The organism is Roseivirga sp. 4D4 (assembly GCF_001747095.1).
Classification (GTDB): domain Bacteria; phylum Bacteroidota; class Bacteroidia; order Cytophagales; family Cyclobacteriaceae; genus Roseivirga.
Genome location: NZ_MDGP01000001.1, coordinates 464506 through 487846 on the forward strand (window position 1 = coordinate 464506; position 23341 = coordinate 487846).

Below are 23341 nucleotides of genomic sequence, written 5' to 3' on the forward strand. Positions count from 1 at the left end.
AACTAAGACTTTAATTGAGCAAGTATTTCTGAGTAATCCGCTGGGTTGGGGTAGGGTAGCTCACAATTAGGTGAGATGTTATGAGGGTTATGGAAGCGTTCATGACTTTTCCATACGTGTTCGATAAACCAGTCTGGCTCTTTACCCCAACGCTTCTCTTTTTTTCTCCTCTCAAGGAATTTTTCTTTGTCAAGGGTCAAGAGCACTGTGAAATCTGAGCTCTGGTTAAGTTTGGCATTGGAGAACGCAAATATGCCCTCTATTATGATGTATTCATATTTGGTGTTTGCCAATTCATAGGCATCCAAGAGCCTATTCCAATCCATTGATTCTGGTCTTTCCCAATCAATTCGATCTCTAATTGGAGGTATTTGATCATCAGGAAGGACAAACTCGTCTTGATGGAATACATGCGCATTTGGTAGGTCAAGTTGTAGTGCTTTTGCAAGCCTGGACTTGCCCGACCTGCTTACGCCTCCAATAAGAATTAACTTGGCCATGTCTAAACATAAAAAAAGTCAGGTTGTTGGCCTGACTTTCTATGAATTTAATTCTTTTCTATCGGTACATCACTGAATCCACAGCTTCCAATGTCCTCTTTACATTCGGCAAAATAGCATCGATGAGGGTAGGAGCATACGGCAGTGGTAAGTCAAAACTGTTGACTCTTTTAACCGGAGCATCCAAATAGTCGAATGCATCTTTTTGAACATTGAATGCAATATCTGTGGAGATAGATGCCAATGGCCATGCCTCTTCGACAATTACCAATCGATTAGTCTTTTTAACTGACTCGATAATGGTTTTATAGTCAATTGGTCTTACGGAACGCAGATCAATTACTTCGGCATTTACACCGTTTTTAGCTAGTTCGGCAGCAGCCTCGTCAACGATCTTCATCATTTTACCAAATGACAATAAGGTTACGTCTGTACCTTCTTTAACAATATGTGCTTGACCGATTGGTAAAAGATATTCTCCTTCAGGTACTTCACCCTTGTCAGAGTACATCAACTCCGATTCCATGAAAATTACTGGATCGTCATCTCTGATCGAAGATTTCAATAATCCTTTTGCATCATATGGGTTAGAAGGGACAACGACTTTCAAGCCTGGCGTATTAGCATACCAGTTTTCAAAGTTCTGCGAGTGCTGAGAACTTAACATTCCTGCATTACCAGTTGGGCCTCTAAATACGATCGGCACTTGAAATTGGCCGCCAGACATTGACATCATCTTTGCCGCTGAGTTAATCACCTGATCAATTGCGACTAGAGAGAAATTGAAAGTCATAAACTCAATCAATGGTCTAAGGCCATTCATTGCAGCACCGACACCAATTCCTGCAAAGCCTAACTCCGCAATAGGGGTATCGATAACACGTTCAGCACCAAACTCGTCAAGCATTCCTTGACTCACCTTATAAGCACCATTGTATTCCGCAACTTCCTCGCCCATCAAAAAGACTTTTTCGTCTCTTCTCATCTCTTCTGACATGGCTTCTCTAAGGGCCTCTCTGAACTGTATAACTCTCATTGAATTCTTTTAATTAATGGCCGTAAAAATAAACATTCAGTGTTCAATTACCAATACTGATTTATGCAATATCTGAGGCATAAAAAAAGCCTCTTTCCGAAAGGGAAGAGGCTTTTCATTTGTTCTTTATTTCCGATTAGTTCACAATGCTACGGAATGCATCCGTACCTGAGAATTGTCTGAATTCTAAGTCGGTTAAAGCTTTTTGCTTCAATGAAGCATCGGCATTAGTAGCATTTCTTAAGTGCTCGATTACTTTGTTCTCATTGTCCTGGCGAGCGGCTGCAATAGCTGCAACGTAGTGCGCCCAAACATAACCTCTGTCATTGCTGATCACACTTTCTAAAGTAGTCTGAGCATTTCTGAAGTCTTTTCTAAGTAATTGAACCAAACCTTTGTTGAATTGATCTACCGAGCTGTTAGATGCTCTGTTCAATGATGCAATCGCTAGGTCATATCTTCCTACCATAATCTCAACAGCGCCTTTAGCACCATTAACACCTTGTCTTACATCATTTCCGGGACTCATAGTAGCAGCTTTAGTCAATGCAGCATGTGCACCCCAAAGGTTACCCTGCATAGCCATAGCCATACCAATGTTAGACTGAGCCTCAACATTCGCATTCTTTTGGTTTGAGATGTTGAAGTGGTTCAATGCTGTAGTGATTGAATTTCTCTGAGCCCTACCGGTTTGTCCCATTGCCATTTGCAGGTGAACTGCACCTAGGTTGTTATGGATCGCCCACGTATCATTTTTAGCAGCAGCTGCTTCGTAGATACTTTTCTTCTCTTCTAGAGAAGGGTTATTTGCCGCAGCATAAGCTAATTCTTCAACTGAAAGTTCACTAGCAGAATTTAACGCCATTGTAGCAATCTCAGCCTTAGTCTTCTTAGGCTTAACAGTCAATACTTCGGTAGTTGCTGTTCTTAAAGCAGGGTATACATCTTCGAATACTTGCTTGTAAGTACTTAGCTTTTGAAGTTCTTTTTCTTTTTGCTCGAATGATCCAGAACCATTGATGATACTGTTCCATTCTGACTTTTGACTAGATGAGATACCATCATAGCTCGCTAACATTGCTTTCAATCCATTCCAATCTTGAACAACTGGCTTGATAATGAATCTGATATTGCTAGCTAAACCTTGGTAATCGTATTTGTCCATTTGCTCTCTGTACCATTTTTCAATAGCATCAGCTCTTTCCTGAGCTAATTCACTGTTGATGGTTTCCTTACCTTCAGGAGAGTGAGAACCTGTAATAGTCACAGTTCTAGTCACGTTCTTTTCAGCAATGAACGCTGCAAAACGAGAACCTCTGTCACTATCTTTTTCTGATGTTTTGAAAACAGACTTTCCTTGGTCGAAGAAAAACTCAACGTTCGTTGGGATCAACTCTTCCTGATCGTTATAACCGTGGTCAGCGTAAGCAGCATAGTAAGACGGTTGAACCAATTGAGAAGTAGTAATCAAACCTTCTGCGATACCCAATCTTTCAGTTTCAAGATAGCTTCCAGATTTAGGGTTGATTGCTTTACCCTGAATTTCGATATTTCCTCTCTCCATGCCCTTTCTGAAAGGGAATACATACTCCTGAGTAATTTTTGGTTGTTCAGTATTAGAGTTAGGATAATCTACGGCTCTGAATTCGATCTTTCTAAGAGCTCTTTCCTGAGTACCATATTTGTAGAACGCACTTAGTTCATAAACCTTCTTAGGCTTAAGCATTTTTACTGGAAGATTAGCCGATAATTCAAACCTAACGGTGTCAGCATGTACTTCTAGTGGACTAGGCGCTACAACAAGTTCCTGATTTTTAGCTGCTTTTTTCATCTGACTCAAGGCACATCCTGAGATTGACATGACCCCTATGAGCAGCAAAGGGAAAATAATTTTAGCAGTTTGGGTTTTCATAAGAATTTTGATTGTTTTCGTCTGTTTAAGGGTATTCCAACAGGGTGCAAGTTTAGTAATTTTTTAGTAGATTCCGATTTTACGATTAATAAATTGTTCCTAATTTCGTATTTTAGATTACCGATAATGGAAAGAATTCAACAGTTTTTCGAAAATCAAGCCTTCGGTGTTTGCACCAAGCTGGGTGAGAAGTTGAACCTTTCAACCTCCAGTATCCGCTTATTCTTTATATACGCGTCCTTTCTGACCTTTGGATCTCCACTGATAGTATATCTTGGTCTTGCTTATGTGATTAATTTTCGTAAGCATTTGCGCAGGAGAAAAAATCCGGTGTGGTATAATTAGTATTTCATTCTCAAATCTGAGAATCTCTTTTTGCCTCTGATGAAGTAAGACCAGATCACCCATCCTTGATATCGAGGTGAAGCAACATGGCCTTTTGCTGGTTTTCTTTTTTTGAGAATTGACCCAATATTGAAAATAACATGCGCATGAGCTCTGAGAATGGCTACCCCATGTTGCGGGCCGCTTTCCAATGAGAATTTTAAAAGTGCCACCCAATCCAGAACGATCCTAAGCGGTAATTTCCAGATAAGAATGCTGGCACGTTCATTTTTGATAAGAAGACTCAAACCGTTTCGAAAATTGAGATATGTCTTTCTAGGTTTAGACTTGTCAAGGGTTCCACCTCCTACATGATACACCTTGCTCTCTGGTACGACCATCACGCGCCCTCCAGAACTCCAAATTCTCCAGCATAGGTCGATCTCTTCCATATGTGCAAAGAAATCTTGGTCCAGGCCACCGAGCTCTAAGTAAGTTTCTCTGTGAATGAATAAGCAACTTCCAGATGCCCAGAAGATGTCTCGATTGTCCTCATATTGCTGTTCGTCTCTTTCCAGGGTTTGAAAGATTCTACCGCGACAGAAGGGATAGCCGAGTTTATCGATAAAGCCACCTGAAGCACCAGCATACTCAAATTTTTCCTTGGCTTTTTGGTCTAGGATTTTCGGTTGGGCTGCTTTTACTTCTGTATTTCGCTGTAGTTGACTCAATACAGGCTCAATCCAATTTTTGGTGACTTCAACATCAGTATTGAGCAGTACTACATATTCCGAATCTATCAGTTGTAATGCTTTGTTATATCCACCACAGAAGCCATGATTCTCTTCAAAGGCTATCACTTTTACCTGAGGGTGGGCGGTTTTCACAAAGGACACGGAACCATCATTTGAGCCATTGTCTACAACCACCACCTCATGCGGAGCGGAGAATTTTACTACTGAGGGTAGAAAAGCTTCTAGATGATGTCTCCCATTGAAGTTGAGAAGAACAACCGATAGTGTACTCATTAGAACATATTTCCGAAGTCCATACCGGGAATATTCGGAAGGATTCCTTCTGTGCTATTCTTAATCTCTTCCTTGGCTTTGACTTCAACCTTTTCCAAGGCATTGTTGATGGCCGCAACTGAAAGGTCTTGCACCATATCTTTATCTTCTTTGGTCAATAGACTCTCGTCAATTTCAATGGAGATGACCTGCTTCTTGCCATTAACCGTGGCTTTTACCATGCCTGCACCTGCTTCACCGGTTTCCTGGATAAATTCCAATCGCTCTTGGGCCTCCTTCATCTTGGATTGCATCTCCTTCACTTTGCCCATCATTTTCATCATGTCAAACATGTGCTGTAATTTTTTGTCAAATCTATCGAATTAATACAAAAGTTCCCGACCTGTTCACCCTAGAGTTATCAGCATTCTGAAATGTAATGCGATAAGAATAGCTACCACTTGGTGCTTCAGTTCCTTCAAAGGTACCATTCCAACCTGGACTCGGGTTATTGGTTTGAAAAACCAAAGATCCCCATCGATTGTAGATCAACATTTGAAAATTATTATAGATACCATCCGTTACGGTAAAGAAATCATTGATGTTATCTCCGTTCGGGGTGAACGCTGTAGGTATTCCCAATTTCGCTTCGATGATCACACAGACTTCTTGACTGATCATAGATAGGTTGCCGCACTCATCGGTATATCGAATTTGATAACATGCCTCTGCTGTGCCCTGTGGTACGGTAGTATCTATATAATTGCTGAGCGTTGTGGTAGCAATTTGATTGAATGTTGCGTTGACGTCTCTCCGCAGTATTTGGTATTCGCCCAATGGGAAATTTGTGTTGGGCAGGGTGAGTTGTATACTGCCACCAACAAGCTCAGCTAAAGGAGCATCTGTAGCTGGTAAAACCAGACTTGAATTAGGGAAAGGAGTGAGGGTTTGACTTGTGCTCACAATACCATTTGTGACGGTTTGAAAAAAGAAGGGCAGTAGTTGAGCGCAATTTGTATGGTTTATGGTATGGGGAATTGTGCTCGATGGCTCATTGAATGAAGCTGATAATGTGTTGTTAATGAAAAAGTCGATTTGTGTGAAGTTATCAGGTGACGTATTCCAGGTATAATCAATATCGATCGTGGTATCGATATTATTCAGGCTGAAGTCTGTAGCAATGCTTGAACCTGTTGATGAATTGGCTTGAATGCTATTGCAAATATCTGTTGCTCTAATTCTGAAATCATAAGTCTCTTGATTATTGTCGAGCGAAAGATCTTCCACAGTGATTGTAGTGGGATTTATAAGAGGGTCTAAATCAGCAAAAGCCTCAAAACCATTTCCTCTATCAATCTCCAAGAAGTAAAGTAGTCCGTCCATAATAGGATCATAATCAAAGCTGATGTTGGTTTGGTCGACCACCGTTATTGCATTTAGTATTGGAGGATCAATGGTCTCCAGGGTCGAAACGCGAATAGTCACTGAGTTACAATCGGCATTATTTCCTCCAGTTGAGAATATCCCGGTAACTGTAATGTCATAGACACCATTAACTGCATAAGTGTGAGGTGTTGATGCGTTGTTTGCATTCACATCTTTAACAAAGTTCACAATAGGGGTGCCATCTCCATAGTCTATATCAAAGGATTCAAATGGATCGAATGCATAGTCAAAGAAAAGTCGTACCTCATTATTAGAACAGATTCTGGCCGCCACTGAAGGAGAAAACCTGTCAAGTACAGTAATGGTTAGGAAGTCAAATCGATCTGCTGGGGATCCTGTGTTTGAGAGGTCCACAACTCTTATTATGTAAGTCCCTGGAGTTGTATAGGTAAAAGTTCTTGTTTGACCTGACGAAAAATTCCCTGAATTTCCGGCTGGATTCGGATCGAAGAATAGATTGAAGGGATCGTTGGGGTCCCCTTCGAAATTAAATTGTAGATCACCTGAGTTAACTCCGGTATGGGTAATCGTTATAGTCAAGTTACGACAGCCAAAATCAAAATCAGCACTGAACCATCCTTTCTGACTCACCTCTTGGGCTTGGAGCCCCAGACCTATCAGCAGAAATAATCCAACGTAAGCTGCCTTTTTAATCAGCTTGGAGAGATGATATAGAACTTTTGATTGCATGCTAGCCTCTGCACAGATAACGGTGCATGATCCCGAAACTTATTCAAAAAAAACAATTCTGCCTATTCTGCTTCAGAAGCAAGGCGCATTGGCTAGGACAGTGCTGCAATAAGTTGATCTAAGTTCACCTCTTTTTGATCTCCGGTGGACATGTTTTTGAGGGTATAGATACCAGTCTCAATTTCTCTGGAACCAATCATGAGAACATAAGGTATCTGTTTCCTGTCGGCATAGGTCATCTGCTTTTTGAGTTTTGCCGCTTCAGGATAAATCTCACTAGCAATGTTTTGATCTCTCAGTTTTCCCAGAATCATGAGCGCATGGCCTTGAGCACTCTCATCAAAATTCGTTAAAAGCACCTTAGTGACCTCCGTATTCTCACTAGGAAAGAGATTCAGCTCGTTGAGTGTATCGTAAATGCGATCAATACCAAATGAGATACCCACACCTGATACGCCATCCAGGCCGAATACACCTGTGAGGTTATCATAGCGACCACCTGCGGTTATCGTTCCCATGCTGATAGAAGTGGGTTTTACTTCATAAATCATCCCTGTGTAATAGGAGAGTCCTCTGGCAAGGGTTAAATCTACTTTTACCTTATCTCCAGTTTTACCTAAAGTTTTTAAATGATCGAGGGTTTCACGTGTTTCATTGATGCCAACTGTACCGGCCTCAGTACCCTGTAATAAATCCGAAAGCGTATTTAGGACTTCGTTGTTATTCCCTTCAATGGCCAAGATGGTTTGAAGCTTAGAAAGGCCAGCCTCATCTACACCGATTTTATCCAGTTCTTCCATCACCTTGTCTAGTCCAATTTTATCCAGCTTATCGAGAATCGTGCAGAACCTGGAGAATTCATTGGAGGCACCACATGCTTCTGCAATGCCCTCAAGTATTTTTCGACTGCTGAGTGAGACTTGGTAGTCCTCAAACTTTAAGTTTTCATAGACCTCTTCAACAATTGCCAAAAGTTCAGCCTCACAGATCAAGGAGTCTGTACCGACAACATCAGCATCACATTGGTAGAACTCTCGATACCTGCCTTTTTGTGGGCGATCGGCACGCCAAACAGGCTGTATTTGGAAACGCTTGAAAGGAAATGCGATATCATTACGGTTCATGGCCACATACCTGGCAAATGGCACAGTCAGATCATATTTCATCCCCTTTTCGGCAATTTTTGGGGTCAGTGCTTTAGAACCATTTTGGTAATCCGCTTCGCTGGTCTTGTTCAAAAAATCACCAGAGTTCAAAATCTTAAAGAGCAATTGGTCTCCCTCATCTCCGTACTTTCCTGTTAGGGTATTAAGGTTTTCTATCGCAGGAGTTTTCAATGGCATAAAGCCATATTTTTTGAAAACACGCTTGATCGTACTAAACAAATATTCCCTACGGTACATTTGAAGTGGTCCGAAATCTCGGGTGCCTTTAGGAAGGGAAGGTTTTTGTGCCATTAGCTCTGATTTTGAGCAAAACTACTAAAATGGAATGTGAAAGAATAAGCCCCGTCTGCTACTTGGTAAATTATTCTGAAGAATTAATGAAAAGATAGTTCGAAAAAAGTAAACAAACTCTTATCTTTGCCGCTCAATTTAGGAAAAGCCTATATCATGGGAATCACAAGATTAAAAAGAAAAGCCAGAAGAAATAAGCAAACTGCGGCTAAAAGAAATAATAACATCAAGCAATTGACCGCTCAGCCAGTGATCAAAAATGTGGATAAGGACGAGTTAATCGCATCTTTCCCTAAGGCTGAAGCTCCTAAGAAAGCCAAGGCAAAGAAGGAAGCACCAAAGGCTGAGGTTGTTGAAGAAACTGCTGAGGTTGCTGTAGAGGAAGTAAAAGCTGAGGCACCTAAAGAGGAAAAGCCAAAAGCTAAGAAAGCGGCTCCTAAGAAGAAGGCTGCAAAGAAAGAAGAAGCTCCTGCTGAAGAAGAGAAGGCGGCTGAGTAATTAAGCTTGAAAAATTAAAGAAGAGGCCCCGATCAGTCGGGGCCTTTTTAGTTTCTACCCCGCTTACCGAGCTCAATGGCTTCAAGCTTCTGAATCTTACCCTCGCTCAGTTCAAATCTCAGTAGGGTTCTGACTCGATGGAAACCGTGATGGCCGGCAGCTCCTGGATTCATATATAGCATTCCTCCCAAATTCTTGTCAGGCATTACTTTTAAGATGTGGCTGTGGCCACAGATGAATAGGTCCGGTTTTTCCATCCCCAAGTCGTCCAGCACGTCTTTGGCATACCGCGGGGGAGTTCCTCCAATATGTATCATATATACATTAACTCCCTCAATCGTGAATATTTGTTTCTCAGGAGCTCTAAGTCTAACTTCTTGTCCATCAATGTTGCCATACACTGCTATTGTAGGTTTGAAAGCCTCGAGTTGATCCAGCACATTGATATTGCCTACATCTCCGGCATGCCATATCTCGTCACAGTTTTCAAAGTGTCTAAAGACTGCTTCGTCCAAATGGCTATGGGTATCAGAGATTAATCCTATCCTCTTCATAAATTGAAATTCTCATTTTGGGAATTGTGTTCAAATTAGAGAAGTAAAACATAAAAACCATTAAACTTATTTATTCATGTATGTGAAAAAAACATTATTAGTTTTAACTTTTAGTTAAATAAAATGAATTAGTACAAAGTGGTAGACTTTTGGCTATTACTACGAAAACTAAAAATGAAAACTATGCGCAAGTACCTTATGATGTTGATGCTCGGATTTTTTACACTAGCATCTATCGCACAAACTCAAGATGATCCATGGTGGGTGAACATTGAGTTGACTAATAACAAATTCAGTTATCGCTTTTTTGAAAGCCTCTATGATTTTGGACAGCTTGACAACTCAGGCTTTAGAGTAGGGTTAGACAGATATCTATCTAAAAGTTTCGATGCTGAGTTTGGCTTCTCCTATGGAAAACTGAGACATGAAAATATTTATGAAAGTAACCTTACCGATCTTGATCTTAGATTGGTATACAAATTAGCCAATGGATACCTTATTAAGGAGGATTCTAAGATTGCTCCATTTGTGTTTTTAGGAGCAGGCCTGAGTTGGTTTGGTAACGTTGAAGGAATCTATGATGAATTTGAGGAGGGGACCTATGCTAATTTGCCAATGGGTGCCGGTATTGAGTTTAAAGTAACAGAAGGAGCTAGTATTACGACAAAAGCGGCCTTTAACAATAGTATCCAAGATGCACCTAGTTATATGCAATATTCTTTAGGTGTTTCCTTCTCTTTGGGCAAGAAGAAGGATTCAGACGGAGATGGTATTTACGATAAGGAAGATGCTTGTCCAAATACAGCAGGACCGGCTGAAAACATGGGTTGTCCTTGGCCTGATACGGATGGTGATGGCGTTCTTGATAAAGACGATGCTTGTCCTAATGAGGCGGGAACTCTTGGAGGCTGCCCAGATTCAGATGGTGATGGTATTAAAGATTCAGAAGACGCTTGTCCTACAGTAGCAGGCATTGCTCAATTCGGAGGTTGCCCAGACTCGGATGGTGATGGTATACAAGATTCAGAAGACCAATGTCCTAATGTTGCAGGAACGCTTAATGGTTGCCCTGATCAGGATGGTGATGGTGTGAAAGATAGTGACGATGCATGCCCGACAGTGGCAGGAACCCTGAATGGTTGCCCAGATTCAGATGGTGATGGTATCAGAGATCAAGATGATACATGTCCTCAAATTGCCGGTATTGCTGCTAACAATGGTTGTCCTGAAGTAAAAGAGGAAGTCAAAGAAGCACTAGAGCTTGCTGTGAAGAACATTCAGTTCAACAGTGGTAGTGATGTATTAAAAACTTCGTCTTACGCTTCGCTTAATCAAGTGGCAGAACTAATGAAGGAAAACACAACATTCGGTCTGAAACTAAGTGGTTATACAGATAACACAGGCAATGAGGATAGTAACCTCGAATTATCGAAGCGTAGAGCTAATGCAACAAGGGCTTATCTTATTGCACAAGGTGTGGCAGAGAGTAGATTGACTGCTGATGGTTATGGAATAGCCAATCCTGTTGCAGATAACAATACAAGAGAAGGTAGAGCAGCTAACAGAAGGGTTGAGCTAGAAATAGTATTCAATTAATAGAGAATAATACTCATTTAGTAAAAAGGCCCCGACTTGTCGTGGCCTTTTTTTGTTCCATTCAGTCTAGGAAAGACGGTTTTTAGACGAATTCGCTTTATATGAGAGAAATTTTGAAGATTTCTTTTTTAATATGAAAGTATGTTCATATATTTGTCACATAACCTAAGCGTAATGGAGAGGCAACTTGACCATGAGAGAGTTGAGAAGATTGCATTCGTTCTCAAGACAGTAGCACATCCAATGCGTGTGGCCATCATTGACGCTTTAAGTGTTAATGAGAAAATGTCTGTTAATGACATCACAGCTTATCTGGGCCTTGAACAATCCTTAACTTCCCACCATCTGTCTAATATGAAGATGAAAGGTGTGCTTGGAAGTAAGCGTGAAGGAAAGAATATTTTCTATTATCTGAAAATGAAGGAGGCACCAGAACTTATCAAGATTCTGGAAGACGTGAACGTCATGGTCTTTTAAGACCAATTCCTATTAGATATACCCCATCAATTTATAGGTAGCAATACCTACCATCTCCTTTATCAATTGTTCCCATCGTCCGATTGCCTCTGATTTGGGTATAAAAAGGTCATCAAAGTGAGTAGTAGAACGGGTGGTTAGAAAACCTGCAGGAAAAATATCAAATTTGATCCCCTGCTTTTCTAAACAGAGCTTAGAGCGCTTCATATGAAAGGCAGATGTTATCAAAAGGTATTTCTGGTTAGGAAACTTTTCCTTGAGAATTTCGGCAACCTTGACAGCGTTTTCATATGTATTGACAGCATCCGGCTCTCGTACGATCACCGAGTCAGGGACATTGGCCATTGCCAGAAATGATGCTAGTCTATCGGCTGCATTACTGTTTTCTACTTGCTGAAAACCAAGTCCACCACTAACAATGATGTTTTTGACCTTGCCTTCGTTATAGAGTTGTAAGGTATGAGTGATTCGATCTGCACCATTACCGAAGTAAACTCGATCTCTCGGGGTTTTACTTCCTTTCGTCACTCCAGAGAAAACTATGGCCACATCATATACTCCAACCTCTTCCATTGGAATTGGGGCATATTCCCACCAAAGCATCACTCTATTGCTGATGTATTGATTAGAAAAGAAAACTAATAGAAAGACACCGGCCCAAAATGATCGCTTTTTCCATTTGGTCGATTTTAGCCAAACCGATAGTAAAAACAATCCGATCATCCACGTGATGGGTCGAACAAAAAATGCCAGTATTTTAGAGAGAATGAAAAACATGGTTGATTAGCACGAAATTACCTCCTAGATTTCTATATTCCTTATCCTTTGATTATCAGTATGATAAATCTTTTTCAAGAACAAATTGTCTTTTTTTTCACGCATTGTGTAATGCCATTGTCACACCTTCGTCTATCTCATTGAATGGAGTTGCTAGAGTTTAAATCAAAGGTTCTACCCTTGAAGGATCGGTTGTTTAGAATTGCCTTGGGCATGCTAAAATCGGTCGAAGAAGCTGAAGACACTCTTCAGGATGTAATGGTAAAACTTTGGAATAAGAGGGAGCAACTCAGCATTTACTCGAGCATTGAAGCCTTTGCAGTAACGATTACAAAGAATCAATGCCTTGACAAACTCAAGTCTAAGAAACATAAGAATCAAATGGACATTCAGAATATGGAGCTAGACTCCGGCTTTCTGAATCCTTATAAGAGCCTTGAGTTGTCAGAGAGTATGCAAGTGATGATGAATGCCTTCCAGGGTTTGCCAGAGCAGCAGAGAATGCTGGTACTATTGAGAGATGTGGAGGGGTTTTCCTTTGAAGAAATTGCAGAACAAACGGGTCTTCAGGTAAACAACATTCGAGTGGGGCTTTCAAGAGCCAGAAAAGCGGCAAGAGCTGCTTATTTAAAAGTGAGCAATTATGAAGGAGTATAAAGACATAGAAAACCTCATAGAAAAATTTTATAACGGGGAGACTTCTCTGGAAGACGAAAAGCAACTCCATGTTTTTTTCCAAGGAGAAAGCATCCCCGACCATCTAAAGTCATATCAAGACCAGTTTCGAATGTCAGAAGTTGTTTCAGATATGACGAGTAAGTTTTCAAGCGATGACCTTTTTGCTAAGCTGGATCAGCAAGAAGCAGAAGAAACCAAGGTTGTCGAAATGAAATCTTACAGCTTCTCGTGGGTGTACAAAGTCGCTGCGGCAGTGGCCCTGGTGTTAGTAGGCTTCTGGGTAGGTAACCAGATAAACTCTAACAATGACATGTCACAAATGCAGGCCCAGCTTGAGGAAATGAAGGATATCATGTTCGCTCAGATGGAAGGTAGTTCTGCAAGTGGTAGGCTTCAAGCGGTAAACAATTCCATGAACCTGGAAGAAGCTGATGATGAAACAGTAGATGTTTTGATTGCCTTACTGAAAAACGATGAGAGCATGCATGTGCGTACCAAGACGGTAGAGGCACTCACCAAGTTTGGGAGTAACAAAAAAGTGTCAAAGGCCTTCTCTAATGCGCTTTTGAACGAAACTGAGCCAGCAGTGCAGATCGCCCTGATTGAGGGGTTAGTGAATCTTAAGGAAGAAGGAGCTACACAAACATTAGAACAGATAACAAAAGATCAAAGCGTACTCAAAGAAGTACAAGAAGAGGCTCACTTAGGCATCTTCAAATTGAAAGAATTATAAACCATTAGAATCGATTTTAATACCAAAATAGCCCAGAGGGCAAAAACTCAAGTATCAACAACAAGAAAAAAATGAATATGAAAAAGTTAAATATAAAGATCGCATTAACAGCACTGGCTTTATTTGCAACTATCAGCCTGAGTGCACAGGAAGGATACTCTGTTAGTATTTCCAACCCCTCCAATACAACCATTATTATCAAAGAGGTTAACCGTGTAAGCGTTGAGGCCTATGATGGTTCAGAAGTATTGATAGAAAATAGTAAAGGAAATGCTAAACCAGAACGTGCCGAAGGCTTAAAAGCACTAAGTGCTAGAGGAGAAGACAATACGGGTATAGGTCTTAATGTCGAGAAAGATGGGAATGAAGTGACCATCTTTCAGGCAGCGAGAAGGCCTCAAGGTAAGTTCACAATAAAAGTACCTAAATCAGTGAAAGTACAAATTGAGCACACTGGAAACTGGGAAGGTGGTAAGATAGAGGTGTATGGAATCACTGGAGAATTAGAGGTTTCCGGCAGATACAACAGCGTTTATCTAGAAGATGTAAGCGGTCCTGCACTTGTGAATACTGTCTATGGGAAAGTGGAAGCGATTTTCACAGAACTCAGCCAGTCTGGTCCTACATCATTGGTCTCTGTTTATTCTACGGTGGATGTAACGCTACCTGCCAATACAAAGGCAGATGTGAGTATCAAAACCCCTTATGGCGAAGCTTATTCAGATATGGATATTGAATTCCCTAAGTCAGATGACATGCGCAAAGTAAGCTCAACGGTAAAAGGTACTTTAAATGGTGGCGGAGTTGAATTGGCTATCAAGGCTTCTTACAGCAACGCTTACTTAAGAAAGAAATAGGCTTGTGGCTATAACCACACTATTTAGAATCGTTGTCCTGAATTTATTTCAGGATCTAAAGAGTGCTAGTTTAAATAGAAGAGACGCTATATCCTGCCTGCAATAGCGGGCAGGGTTTAGAATTACCCTATGATCAACTGGCCATAATTAAAAGGTCAAAAAACTCGAACATCATGAAATCAACAATCCTCACACTGGTAGGACTTTGTATAATGACAGTGACCAGCTTTGGTCAGGAAGAAGTTGTTACAGAGTCTTTTCCAGTAAAGAAGTCTGATAAAATCACTTTAGATTTTAAGTATCCAGAACTTGTCCAAATCAAAACTTGGGACAAGGACGAAGTCCAGATCAAGTCAACACTATACATCAATGGTGGTAAGGATAACGATAGTTTTGAACTGTCATCCGACAGGGAACGTGGAGCTATAAGAATCAAATCAAAAATCAAAAATCTGGGTAAATTCAAAAACACTAGTTATTACATAGGCCGGAGCGATGATGAAGATGATGACCATGATGGAGATGTCATTATTTCAAAAAATGGCACGAATGTAACCATAGGCAAAGGTGGAAAAAGCCGATATGATGGTGTCAGGGTTTCTGTCATTCTGGAAGTGATGGTTCCTAAGGGGGCTGACTTAACAGTCGATGCACAATATGGAATGGTAGAGGTGATTGACTTGCCGAGCAGCATTAATGTGGAAGCCAAATATGGAGGGGCAGACATCAGCCTTTCAGAATCTTCAATCGAATCACTTTGGGCCGCGACTTCCTGGGGGCAGATCTATGCCAATCTTTCCAAGAAGATGGACATTGGTGGAAATGATATGCCGGGGAAGGAAATGACTGCAAGAATCCAGAACGGTCGAGGTAGCAAGTCTATTAAAGTAGATTCTCAGTACGGTAACGTCTTCTTGCGCAAAAACTAAGTCATGGAAAAGCTCAGTTTTATCATTGTGTCAATGCTTATTACGCATATGACATTTGCGCAACAAGAAGTCTTTGAGAAGTCGATCGACTTCAAGGATCAGCGCATCGATTTGCAAGCAGATTTTGCGAGTCAGGTTTCCATTTCTAATTGGGATAAGAGGGAGGTGAAGGTCAAAATCACCTATGAATTAAATGGCGGTGAATTGAACGAGGCAGTCGAAATTGACTTGCGAGAACAGGAACACCGCATTAGACTCAAATTAGATATTGATGAAAGAATGATGCGAAATGCGGATGTCAGGGATTGTGAGAAAGAAGACGCCATGACTTGGGGAAGCAGAAATGGTCCACGTGTATGTGCTGATATCTTTGTCGAAGTGTTTTTACCTAAGGGGACCGACTTGGTAATGGAATCTGTGATTGCCGATATTCTGGTGAACGGGGAGTTTAAAGATCTCGATATTAAAACAGTAACAGGAGATATCGACCTGACCTGGCCCGAAAAACATGGGGCAGACATTCAGTTGAAAACAGTCAATGGCTCTATCTATACCAACTTTGATTTTAAAGCAACGAGGGATAAAGGCTTGCCAATTATCAGTTCTCATGATTTGGAAACCATCTACAAAGACGGTGGTCGCTACATGAAGCTGGAAACTGTGACAAGTGATATTTACCTAAGAAAGGGTTAAGGTTTGTGGGGTAAACGTCATTCCGGAATTTGTCTTTCCCCTTAATTTGATGAAAGAAAAATGTCCGGAATCTCGAAATGTTAAATACTCGGATGACAGTTTACCTCCTCAGAAAAGGTTAATTCTTGCTATTTAGAAGTTAAAAAGCCTTAACAACTGTTAATTCCTGCTGAGTAATGCAACATTTTTTCGATTGGGCGCATCTATACTACAAAGGCAACCATTACTTCGGTAACCATTTCAAAAAGCCGGAGTCTAATAGAGAAAGAATAGGATAATGTTTACTCAACCCACTTTGTACTTAGGAACCATGAACGGTCAACACAAAATTACACTCAGCGGTGTGGTGTTCTATGTAGAAGAAGAATGCAGGAAGTTATTAACCGATCACCTCAACATCATCAATAGATCAAATTCGGCAGTCAAGTCGGAAGAAATGGTGGACGAAAAGATGGCAGAAATGCTATTAGATGAATTGAAAGAAGAAGGAAAAGAAGTGATCACCCAAAGCGCGGTAAAGCACTTTATCGAACGAACAAGATATTTAAGATAACCTGATTAGTTTTTGGTTTGAGGTAAATTAAAACAGGTGTTTTCTATCCCGATCCTGGCGTAACCCGTCAGGATCTTTTTTTGTACTGTATTTGACAAAGAGCCAAGACTATGTCTATTGTTCTGATGGATAATTATGATATTCACTTCTCCAGATCGGAAATTCATAGATGGTTTGGGGAAAGAAGATTGTTATTTTTATTTGATTACCGCAATCGCTCAGTATCATGACCAAAAGAAGACAATTTATAAAGAAGAGCGTGTTGGCCAGTATGTCAACGCTAATCGGAACTGAGATCGTTTTTGGTGAGAAGATGGAAAGCGGCTACGAACCACTTTTTGTGCAGGACAATAATCCTCAAACCCTCTTCGGTAAACATGCCGAAATGACAACACTCAACGATCGTCCTTGGAATATAGAAGCCAAGGCCCATTTATTGGACGATGAGGTTACTCCCGAGGACAGGATGTTTATCCGCAATAATGGTGTGATTCCAAAAAGAATAGATGCCAATACTTGGACATTGACCATTGAAGGGGAGTCTGCCCAGAGCCAAAAGACCTATACCCTAGAAGATCTTAAAACGAAATTCAAAGCTTATACCTATCAACTTACATTAGAGTGCGGAGGTAATGGCCGTAGTGAGTTTAATCCACCTGCAAAAGGAAATCAGTGGACCATCGGAGCGGTATCTTGTGCTAACTGGACAGGTGTAAGGCTGAAAGACCTACTCGCTGATGTAGGGGTCAAAGATGATGCTGTCTATATCGGCTATTATGGCAAAGACACACATTTAAGTGGTGACCCTAACAAGGTGGTTATTTCTAGAGGAATTCCCATCAAAAAAGGGATGCAAGACGAAACCTTGGTGGCCTATGCCATGAACGGCAAAGACATTCCTTTGGCCCATGGTTACCCTTTGCGTTTGGTAGCTGGAGGATTTCCAGCTTCAGCCTCTGGTAAGTGGATCAACAGATTGGTCGTTAGAAATATTGTCCACGATGGCCCCAAGATGACGGGTACAGCCTATCGAGTACCCTCAGAACCTGTGGCTCCTGGAACGGAAGTTCCTGATGATAAGATGAAGATCATTGAGTCAATGCCTGTGAAATCATTGATTACCTACCCAAAGACTGGAGCTATAGTTAAAGAAGGCCAAAACTTCCAAGTGAGAGGCCATGCCTGGGCAGGAGAGCTGAGTGTCGATAAGGTGGAGGTCTCTATTGACTTCGGTGCAACTTGGCAACGGGCCAAACTAGCTCGTGCTAGAAACAAACATGCTTGGCAGCGATGGACTGCCGAAGTAAGCCTACCTCAGAAAGGCTATTATGAGGTTTGGGCAAGAGCAACTGATGCCAATGGCAAAAGTCAACCGATGGTGGTTCCGGGTTGGAATCCCAAGGGCTACCTCAACAATGCTTGTCATCGTATTGCGGTTAAAGTTGTCAAAGCCTAATGAAGCATTTCACAACTATAATTCTTTGCTTTCTGCTGTTTGTGATAATATGGGCATGCTCCGCTCCAGAGAAGACTGTAGACGAAGTACAAGCACCTGAAACTGAAGAACTGATGCTAGATAAGAACGGTTTAGTTAACGCCCCAGGTAATAACCTAGTCTTTAGTCAGTGTTCTGGCTGCCATTCCATAAAGCTAGTCACACAAAACCGAGCTACCCGAGATGGTTGGAAGAGCATGATCGTATGGATGCAACAAACGCAAAACCTTTGGGATTTGGGTGACAATGAAGTCAAAATTCTAGACTACCTCTCTACCCACTATGCTCCGGCCCAACAAGGCCGTAGAACTAATTTGGAAGTGGGAGAGTGGTATGAACTCAATTGACCAACTAAGGTTCTAAACCTGAAACGCTTTCGTTACCTCATCACAATAGTCATATAGCAGTTTTGCGTCATCCATGTTCCTAGCACTTTCAGCTTCTTCAATTACCTTGCAGTCAGCATGATAAGCTCCGTTGACTAGGTCTGTCTCAGACTGTATAGACAACATAACTTGAGTTGCAGCGCCTTCTTCGGGCTCCAACATGTTCATCAGAGCTATGGGGTGCTGTAGAACGAATAGTATTTTTTTGCCCATGGTCATATGACGTCCTAAATTCGTTTTGACAACCCCCGGATGAACTGAGACTGCTTTTAAATGAGGGTGTTTCTGGGCGAATTGCTTGGCAAGTAAGATGTCACCAAGTTTCGACTGTTGATATCTGGCCCTGGTCACGTAGTTATTCTCATCGACATCGGTTATTGCTTTTAGATCTATTCTCGGTGCTCCAAATCTTATATGACCTTTAGAAGAAAGCCAAACTTGTCTTTTGGTTATGTCAACCAATATTTTAGCCAAGAGAAAGTGACCAATTACATTGACACCCATTTGCATTTCGAAGCCATCTTTGGTTTTGCCAGGAGGTGTAAACATTACGCCAGCGTTGTTTATGAGACAGTCAATTTGAGTGTATTTCTTTTTTATGTAGATCGCAAACTCCTGCACGGACTGAAGATCTCCTAAGTCAATGTTTTTTGAGACATCTAGTTGATGGTCTTCAAAGTTTAAGTTTGGTTTGCTCTTCAGTCTATTCTGAAAATCAAGCTGCAACTGTTCATTACGCCCTGCAACGATGACTGTGGCATTGGCCATTAATAAGGCTTCGGCATGAATGGCTCCTAGGCCTGAATACCCGCCAGTAATGAGAAATACCTTTCCGCTTAGGTCTTGATTTGCTATAATTTCAAAAGCTGTTCTTTTCATGATTCACTTTTTTGGTTTACACCTCAAAGGAATATTAAAGACAACGGACCTATGTGTTCTTTTCGCAGATTAACTTATGAATTTCGCAGGAAACAGATTAATTCAGGTTTCTGTACTCACTGGGGCTCATTCCTGTTTTAGACTTAAACAGTTTACTAAAGTTTTGAGGGTATTCGAAACCTAGTTGGAAGGCTACTTCACTCACTGACTCACCTGAGTTTAGCAGCTTGGTCTTTGCACGATCGATGAGATAGGAATGAATGTGGTCTTTAGCGCTTCTTCCCGTTTCTAACCTCAATAAATCGCTTAAGTATGGACCGGACATATTTAACGCCTCACCACATTGTTCAATCGTAGGTGGGCCTTGTTGAACAAGTTCTTCTGAGTTAAAATAAGATTTTAGAAAGTGATCAAATTTTGAGATTAAATCTTTGTTGGCATTAGTGCGAGTATAGAATTGACGATCGTAATAGCGGCTGCTGTATTTCAGAATAGTCTCTAAGTTTTGGATAATGAGTTGCTGCGAATGACGGTCCATATTCTGATTGATTTCTTCTTCAATGGTATCCACCAAAGTATTAAGGAATTGCCTTTCCTTATCTGACAAGTGCAGAGCCTCGTTGTTGTCATATCCAAAGAAGGAATATTGGTCTATCATATTGCCCAGTTCCGATTTTCTAATTAGGTCTGGATGAAACAGAATGGTCCATCCATTAGATGGTGTTGATATGTCAGCAAACTGAGCCGCATGAGAAAAGTTAGCTACCTGACCTGGACCTATAAATAGCATAGTGCCTTCCTGAAAGTCATAGGAGTTTCTTCCGTATTGAAAACTTCCTCTAATCTCTCGTTTCATGGCCATGTAATATAAGTCGCTTGTGAACCTCGCGGTACCAAGGTCTATCTTTGACTTCGGCCATTTTCTTATGACGGTAATCAACGGGTGAGTAGGCGTCTTTGCATCCAGGAAGTTGTAGACCTCAGCAATACTCTTCACATGTATGATCTTTTCCATATACTGAAATTAGTTAATTAGTGCGTAAGTGAAGGTATGGGTCTGCCAGACTGCGTATCTATTCATTTCCAAGAAGTATGAATCTATTTCGCAGGGGGTAACTGGATTAGAGGCATATGTTTTTATGAAATAACTTGGCTCTTCCCAATTTGTCTCAATTGGGATATGGGAAACACGTTTTGACCTTTTTACATCATTACCTAATGACTTACTCTCCAAATCCCTTTTTGATCTCCTGAGCTAGTTGGTATACAGCCATGGCGTAGAGTGGACTATGGTTATACCGCGTAATTACATAGAAATTATAGAGGCCGAACCAGTGTTCTGTCTTGCCCTCCTTATCAAATATAAGCATAGTGGCTGGAAGATCGGATTGCAGCTCTTCGGCAGGTTTAAAGCCTATTTTGGTATAATCTGACACCTTGTTTTTTGGTCTTAGGGCTTGCTTTCTGAGTCCAGTGATCTTACGTGTCATCTCAGCCCTAGATGTGATTGGCTGCCCCTTTTTCCATCGATGTACCTTTAAGTAATTAGCGACACTGGCAATGGCATCTTCAGGGCTTTCCATCAGGTCGCGAGTACCATTTTCCTCAAAGCTCTTGGCATAAGCAATATAGCTGCTCGGCATAAACTGGGTATAACCCATAGCTCCGGCATAAGAACCTAGTACTTCGGTGATTTCTAATTCTTCCAGTTTGGATAGGGTCAAGAATTTTTCGAGTTCAGATTTGAAGAATTTTCCCCTTCGGGAATAGCCAAAGCCTAAAGTATATAAGGCATCCAACACCTTGTAAGAACCTTTAATCCTACCGAAATAGGTTTCAACCCCTATAATGCCCAGTATAATTTCAGTAGGAACACCAGTATCAGTACTTACTCTTTCTAAAGTAGCTTTATGTTCCTTGTAGAATTCAATACCCGCATCAATTCGGCCTTGCTTGAGGAAGATGTTCCGGTATCGCTCCCAGGTCATGGTGCCTTCTGCAGGCCTTGAAATCTTATCAATAATCTCTTGTTGAAACTCTGCTTGATTCAAAACATCCATTACTTCTTCCTTAGTGAAGTGATCATGCTTGGCAGCATAATCAGCAGCGAATTTCTCCAGTGCGGCAGGGTCTACCTGAGCGAGGGAGGTAATAGTAATCAGTGATATAAGAATTCCAGAGAAGGTTTTGCGCATTGAGTTGATATCTGTTTTCAAATATAGAACACGTAGCATACCGTCAAAGCCTTATCCTATTTACGGTTAATTTATTTGAAGTTTCCGGCTTCTATCTTCCAACTCCCAACTCCAGTCTTTAGTCTTCAACCTTCTTAATCTAAGTCATCCCGAAGTATGAGGGATCTTAACCATCAAAATGAGCTTTCTACTTTCAGAATGGCCAAGATTCATCGCTGTTTCTACCTGTTATGCAGGCAGGCTTAGAATGACGTTCTAATAAAAACAAATGTTTCCAACTTCCCACTTCTAACTTTAGTCTCGCGTCTTCTAGCTCCTAACATAATTCTCTATCTTTCATGCATGTTTGATGCCAAAGACATAAAACGTTTTCGAGAAGAAACAGATGGAACCCAAAAGGTTATTCATTTGAATAACGCTGGTAGTGCGCTGCCACCAAATGTTGTCCGTGATGCGGTGATTTACTACACTGCTGAAGAAGCAACCTATGGGGGCTATGAGACACATTCGAAATACTTTGAGCAGATTGAACTCACCTATGATGTGATTGCAAAACTGCTTAATGCATCAAGAGAGGAGATTGCATTGGTAGAAAATGCTACGGTAGCCTGGAATGCAGCTTTCCAAGCCATTGACTGGCAAGACGGAGATGAGGTCATCACCAATCAATCGGATTATGCCAGTAACTACATTTCTTATCTACATCACCCACGTGATTTAAAGATTAAACTGATCCCCAACCGCGACAATGGTGATCCCGATCTCGAGGCCTTCGAAAGGATGATTTCTCCGAAAACAAAATTGGTTTCCATTACGCACATGCCAACGAATGGAGGGTTGGTGGCACCGGCAGAGTCGATAGGGCAAATCTGTAGAAAGCACCAAGTACTCTACCTTTTAGATGCTTGTCAATCGGCAGGTCAGTACCCTCTTGATGTTGAGGCGATTGGCTGCGATATGCTTTCTGCGACTGGGCGGAAGTACCTGAGAGGTCCCAGAGGAACGGGCTTCCTCTATGTAAGGAAATCAATTTTGCCCGAACTGAGGCCATACTATGTCGATCTACATTCAGCCAACTGGACGGGTAAGGACTCTTATGAAATAAGGTCTGATGCACGCAAGTTTGAGAATTGGGAAGGAAGCCGAGCAAACACGATGGGGCTTAAAGTTGCTTGCGAATATATTTTGGATGTTGGTATTCACAACATATGGGAGCGAGTGCAAGAGCTTGGAGCTTACCTGAGAAATGAACTATCGAAAGTAGACGGTGTCCAAGTGCATGATATTGGATCAGTGAAAAGTGGCATAGTATCTTTTACGGTAGAGGGTAAATCGGCTAATGAGGTTAAAGAATATCTCTTAACTAAAAATATCAATGTCTCCTGGAACGGTGTACCGAATACTTATCTCGATATGACAGCGAGAGGCTTACAAGAGATAGTCCGTGCTTCAGTACATTATTACAATACAAAGGAGGAGATTGACTTTTTCACTCATGAGTTAGCTGTACTTGCTAGTAGTTCCTGACTTGTACTCGACCTCAGAAGATCGTAGATATTGTCCATCTGGTAACTGTCGTTTTTTGCCAGAATTTTATTGCTGAATAAATTTTGATTATAATATTTTCAGGGTTTAATTAGTTTTTTGTGGCATTCATAACCTTAAACTA

Annotated in this window: 25 protein-coding genes; 13 read left to right on the forward strand and 12 right to left on the reverse strand. The window is 41.2% G+C overall.

What is annotated here, in order from left to right; genetic code table 11:
* Positions 1–2 precede the first annotated feature (2 nt).
* The 3 genes from BFP97_RS01950 to BFP97_RS01960 all read right to left on the reverse strand — a co-directional run bounded on the left by BFP97_RS01950 (position 3) and on the right by BFP97_RS01960 (position 3448).
* Positions 3–500: an AAA family ATPase gene (locus BFP97_RS01950; protein WP_069840802.1), complete on the reverse strand. Its 498-nt coding sequence runs from the start codon at positions 498–500 to the stop codon at positions 3–5.
* A 58-nt stretch (positions 501–558) separates the two neighbouring features.
* Complete coding sequence (locus BFP97_RS01955; RefSeq protein ID WP_069840803.1) at positions 559–1536, reverse strand: pyruvate dehydrogenase complex E1 component subunit beta; 978 nt, start codon at positions 1534–1536, stop codon at positions 559–561.
* Between the two features lie 136 nt (positions 1537–1672).
* Positions 1673–3448 (reverse strand): OmpA family protein, encoded by a 1776-nt coding sequence (locus tag BFP97_RS01960; protein ID WP_069840804.1) that lies wholly within the window; start codon positions 3446–3448, stop codon positions 1673–1675.
* Positions 3449–3574: 126 nt separating this feature from the next.
* Here BFP97_RS01960 and BFP97_RS20815 point away from each other — a divergent pair, with 126 nt between their 5' ends.
* The gene (locus BFP97_RS20815) at positions 3575–3793 is read left to right on the forward strand and encodes a PspC domain-containing protein (RefSeq protein WP_069840805.1); all 219 of its coding nucleotides are present in this window, start codon (positions 3575–3577) and stop codon (positions 3791–3793) included.
* On the opposite strand, the gene BFP97_RS01970 is transcribed toward BFP97_RS20815, so the two are convergent.
* From BFP97_RS01970 to hisS, 4 genes are all read right to left on the reverse strand, one after another.
* The gene (locus BFP97_RS01970; RefSeq protein ID WP_069840806.1) at positions 3790–4800 is read right to left on the reverse strand and encodes a glycosyltransferase family 2 protein; all 1011 of its coding nucleotides are present in this window, start codon (positions 4798–4800) and stop codon (positions 3790–3792) included. The two genes, BFP97_RS20815 and BFP97_RS01970, sit on opposite strands and share 4 nt — an antisense overlap.
* Positions 4800–5132 carry a YbaB/EbfC family nucleoid-associated protein gene (locus BFP97_RS01975; RefSeq protein ID WP_069840807.1) on the reverse strand — a complete coding sequence of 111 codons (333 nt, stop codon included), beginning with the start codon at positions 5130–5132 and terminating at the stop codon, positions 4800–4802. The genes BFP97_RS01970 and BFP97_RS01975 overlap by 1 nt, the downstream gene beginning before the upstream one ends.
* 22 nt (positions 5133–5154) lie before the next feature.
* On the reverse strand, positions 5155–6915 hold the full coding sequence (locus BFP97_RS01980) for a gliding motility-associated C-terminal domain-containing protein (protein WP_069840808.1): 1761 nt from the start codon (positions 6913–6915) through the stop codon (positions 5155–5157).
* Positions 6916–7007: 92 nt separating this feature from the next.
* Positions 7008–8372, reverse strand: a complete 1365-nt coding sequence (hisS, locus tag BFP97_RS01985; protein WP_069840809.1) for a histidine--tRNA ligase — start codon at positions 8370–8372, stop codon at positions 7008–7010.
* A 156-nt stretch (positions 8373–8528) separates the two neighbouring features.
* Here hisS and BFP97_RS01990 point away from each other — a divergent pair, with 156 nt between their 5' ends.
* A complete protein-coding gene (locus BFP97_RS01990; protein WP_069840810.1) occupies positions 8529–8870 on the forward strand; it encodes a hypothetical protein in 342 nt (113 codons plus the stop codon).
* Positions 8871–8917: 47 nt separating this feature from the next.
* Here BFP97_RS01990 and BFP97_RS01995 read toward each other — a convergent pair whose 3' ends face one another.
* Positions 8918–9424, reverse strand: coding sequence for a metallophosphoesterase family protein (locus BFP97_RS01995; protein WP_069840811.1), 507 nt, complete (start codon positions 9422–9424; stop codon positions 8918–8920).
* A gap of 183 nt (positions 9425–9607) precedes the next feature.
* On the opposite strand from BFP97_RS01995, the gene BFP97_RS02000 reads away from it, so the two are divergent.
* Positions 9608–11020 (forward strand): OmpA family protein, encoded by a 1413-nt coding sequence (locus BFP97_RS02000; RefSeq protein ID WP_170827385.1) that lies wholly within the window; start codon positions 9608–9610, stop codon positions 11018–11020.
* A gap of 174 nt (positions 11021–11194) precedes the next feature.
* The gene (locus BFP97_RS02005) at positions 11195–11497 is read left to right on the forward strand and encodes an ArsR/SmtB family transcription factor (RefSeq protein ID WP_221406584.1); all 303 of its coding nucleotides are present in this window, start codon (positions 11195–11197) and stop codon (positions 11495–11497) included.
* A 12-nt stretch (positions 11498–11509) separates the two neighbouring features.
* Here the strand turns inward: BFP97_RS02005 and BFP97_RS02010 are convergent, their stop codons facing one another.
* Complete coding sequence (locus tag BFP97_RS02010; RefSeq protein WP_069840814.1) at positions 11510–12274, reverse strand: YdcF family protein; 765 nt, start codon at positions 12272–12274, stop codon at positions 11510–11512.
* 180 nt (positions 12275–12454) lie between these two features.
* On the opposite strand from BFP97_RS02010, the gene BFP97_RS02015 reads away from it, so the two are divergent.
* The 8 genes from BFP97_RS02015 (at position 12455) to BFP97_RS02050 (ending at position 18559) form a co-directional block, all read left to right on the forward strand.
* Positions 12455–12931, forward strand: a complete 477-nt coding sequence (locus tag BFP97_RS02015; protein WP_255399308.1) for an RNA polymerase sigma factor — start codon at positions 12455–12457, stop codon at positions 12929–12931.
* The gene (locus tag BFP97_RS02020) at positions 12918–13685 is read left to right on the forward strand and encodes a HEAT repeat domain-containing protein (RefSeq protein WP_069840816.1); all 768 of its coding nucleotides are present in this window, start codon (positions 12918–12920) and stop codon (positions 13683–13685) included. The genes BFP97_RS02015 and BFP97_RS02020 overlap by 14 nt, the downstream gene beginning before the upstream one ends.
* Before the next feature lie 77 nt (positions 13686–13762).
* Entirely contained in the window at positions 13763–14542 is a 780-nt protein-coding gene (locus BFP97_RS02025; protein ID WP_139135153.1) for a hypothetical protein, read from the forward strand.
* Between the two features lie 173 nt (positions 14543–14715).
* The gene (locus BFP97_RS02030) at positions 14716–15471 is read left to right on the forward strand and encodes a hypothetical protein (protein ID WP_139135154.1); all 756 of its coding nucleotides are present in this window, start codon (positions 14716–14718) and stop codon (positions 15469–15471) included.
* Between the two features lie 3 nt (positions 15472–15474).
* Positions 15475–16164, forward strand: coding sequence for a hypothetical protein (locus BFP97_RS02035; RefSeq protein ID WP_069840819.1), 690 nt, complete (start codon positions 15475–15477; stop codon positions 16162–16164).
* A gap of 277 nt (positions 16165–16441) precedes the next feature.
* The gene (locus BFP97_RS02040; protein ID WP_139135155.1) at positions 16442–16717 is read left to right on the forward strand and encodes a hypothetical protein; all 276 of its coding nucleotides are present in this window, start codon (positions 16442–16444) and stop codon (positions 16715–16717) included.
* A 226-nt stretch (positions 16718–16943) separates the two neighbouring features.
* Positions 16944–18173 (forward strand): sulfite oxidase, encoded by a 1230-nt coding sequence (locus BFP97_RS02045; RefSeq protein WP_069840821.1) that lies wholly within the window; start codon positions 16944–16946, stop codon positions 18171–18173.
* Positions 18173–18559, forward strand: a complete 387-nt coding sequence (locus BFP97_RS02050) for a hypothetical protein (protein ID WP_069840822.1) — start codon at positions 18173–18175, stop codon at positions 18557–18559. Before BFP97_RS02045 ends, BFP97_RS02050 begins: the two co-directional genes overlap by 1 nt.
* 12 nt (positions 18560–18571) lie before the next feature.
* Here the strand turns inward: BFP97_RS02050 and BFP97_RS02055 are convergent, their stop codons facing one another.
* The 3 genes from BFP97_RS02055 to mltB form a co-directional block, all read right to left on the reverse strand.
* Positions 18572–19477, reverse strand: a complete 906-nt coding sequence (locus BFP97_RS02055; protein ID WP_069840823.1) for an SDR family NAD(P)-dependent oxidoreductase — start codon at positions 19475–19477, stop codon at positions 18572–18574.
* A 97-nt stretch (positions 19478–19574) separates the two neighbouring features.
* Positions 19575–20492, reverse strand: a complete 918-nt coding sequence (locus BFP97_RS02060) for a helix-turn-helix domain-containing protein (protein ID WP_069840824.1) — start codon at positions 20490–20492, stop codon at positions 19575–19577.
* A 208-nt stretch (positions 20493–20700) separates the two neighbouring features.
* A complete protein-coding gene (gene mltB / locus BFP97_RS02065) occupies positions 20701–21711 on the reverse strand; it encodes a lytic murein transglycosylase B (protein ID WP_083262383.1) in 1011 nt (336 codons plus the stop codon).
* A gap of 303 nt (positions 21712–22014) precedes the next feature.
* Here mltB and BFP97_RS02070 point away from each other — a divergent pair, with 303 nt between their 5' ends.
* Complete coding sequence (locus tag BFP97_RS02070) at positions 22015–23199, forward strand: aminotransferase class V-fold PLP-dependent enzyme (protein ID WP_069840826.1); 1185 nt, start codon at positions 22015–22017, stop codon at positions 23197–23199.
* Positions 23200–23341: the final 142 nt, after the last annotated feature.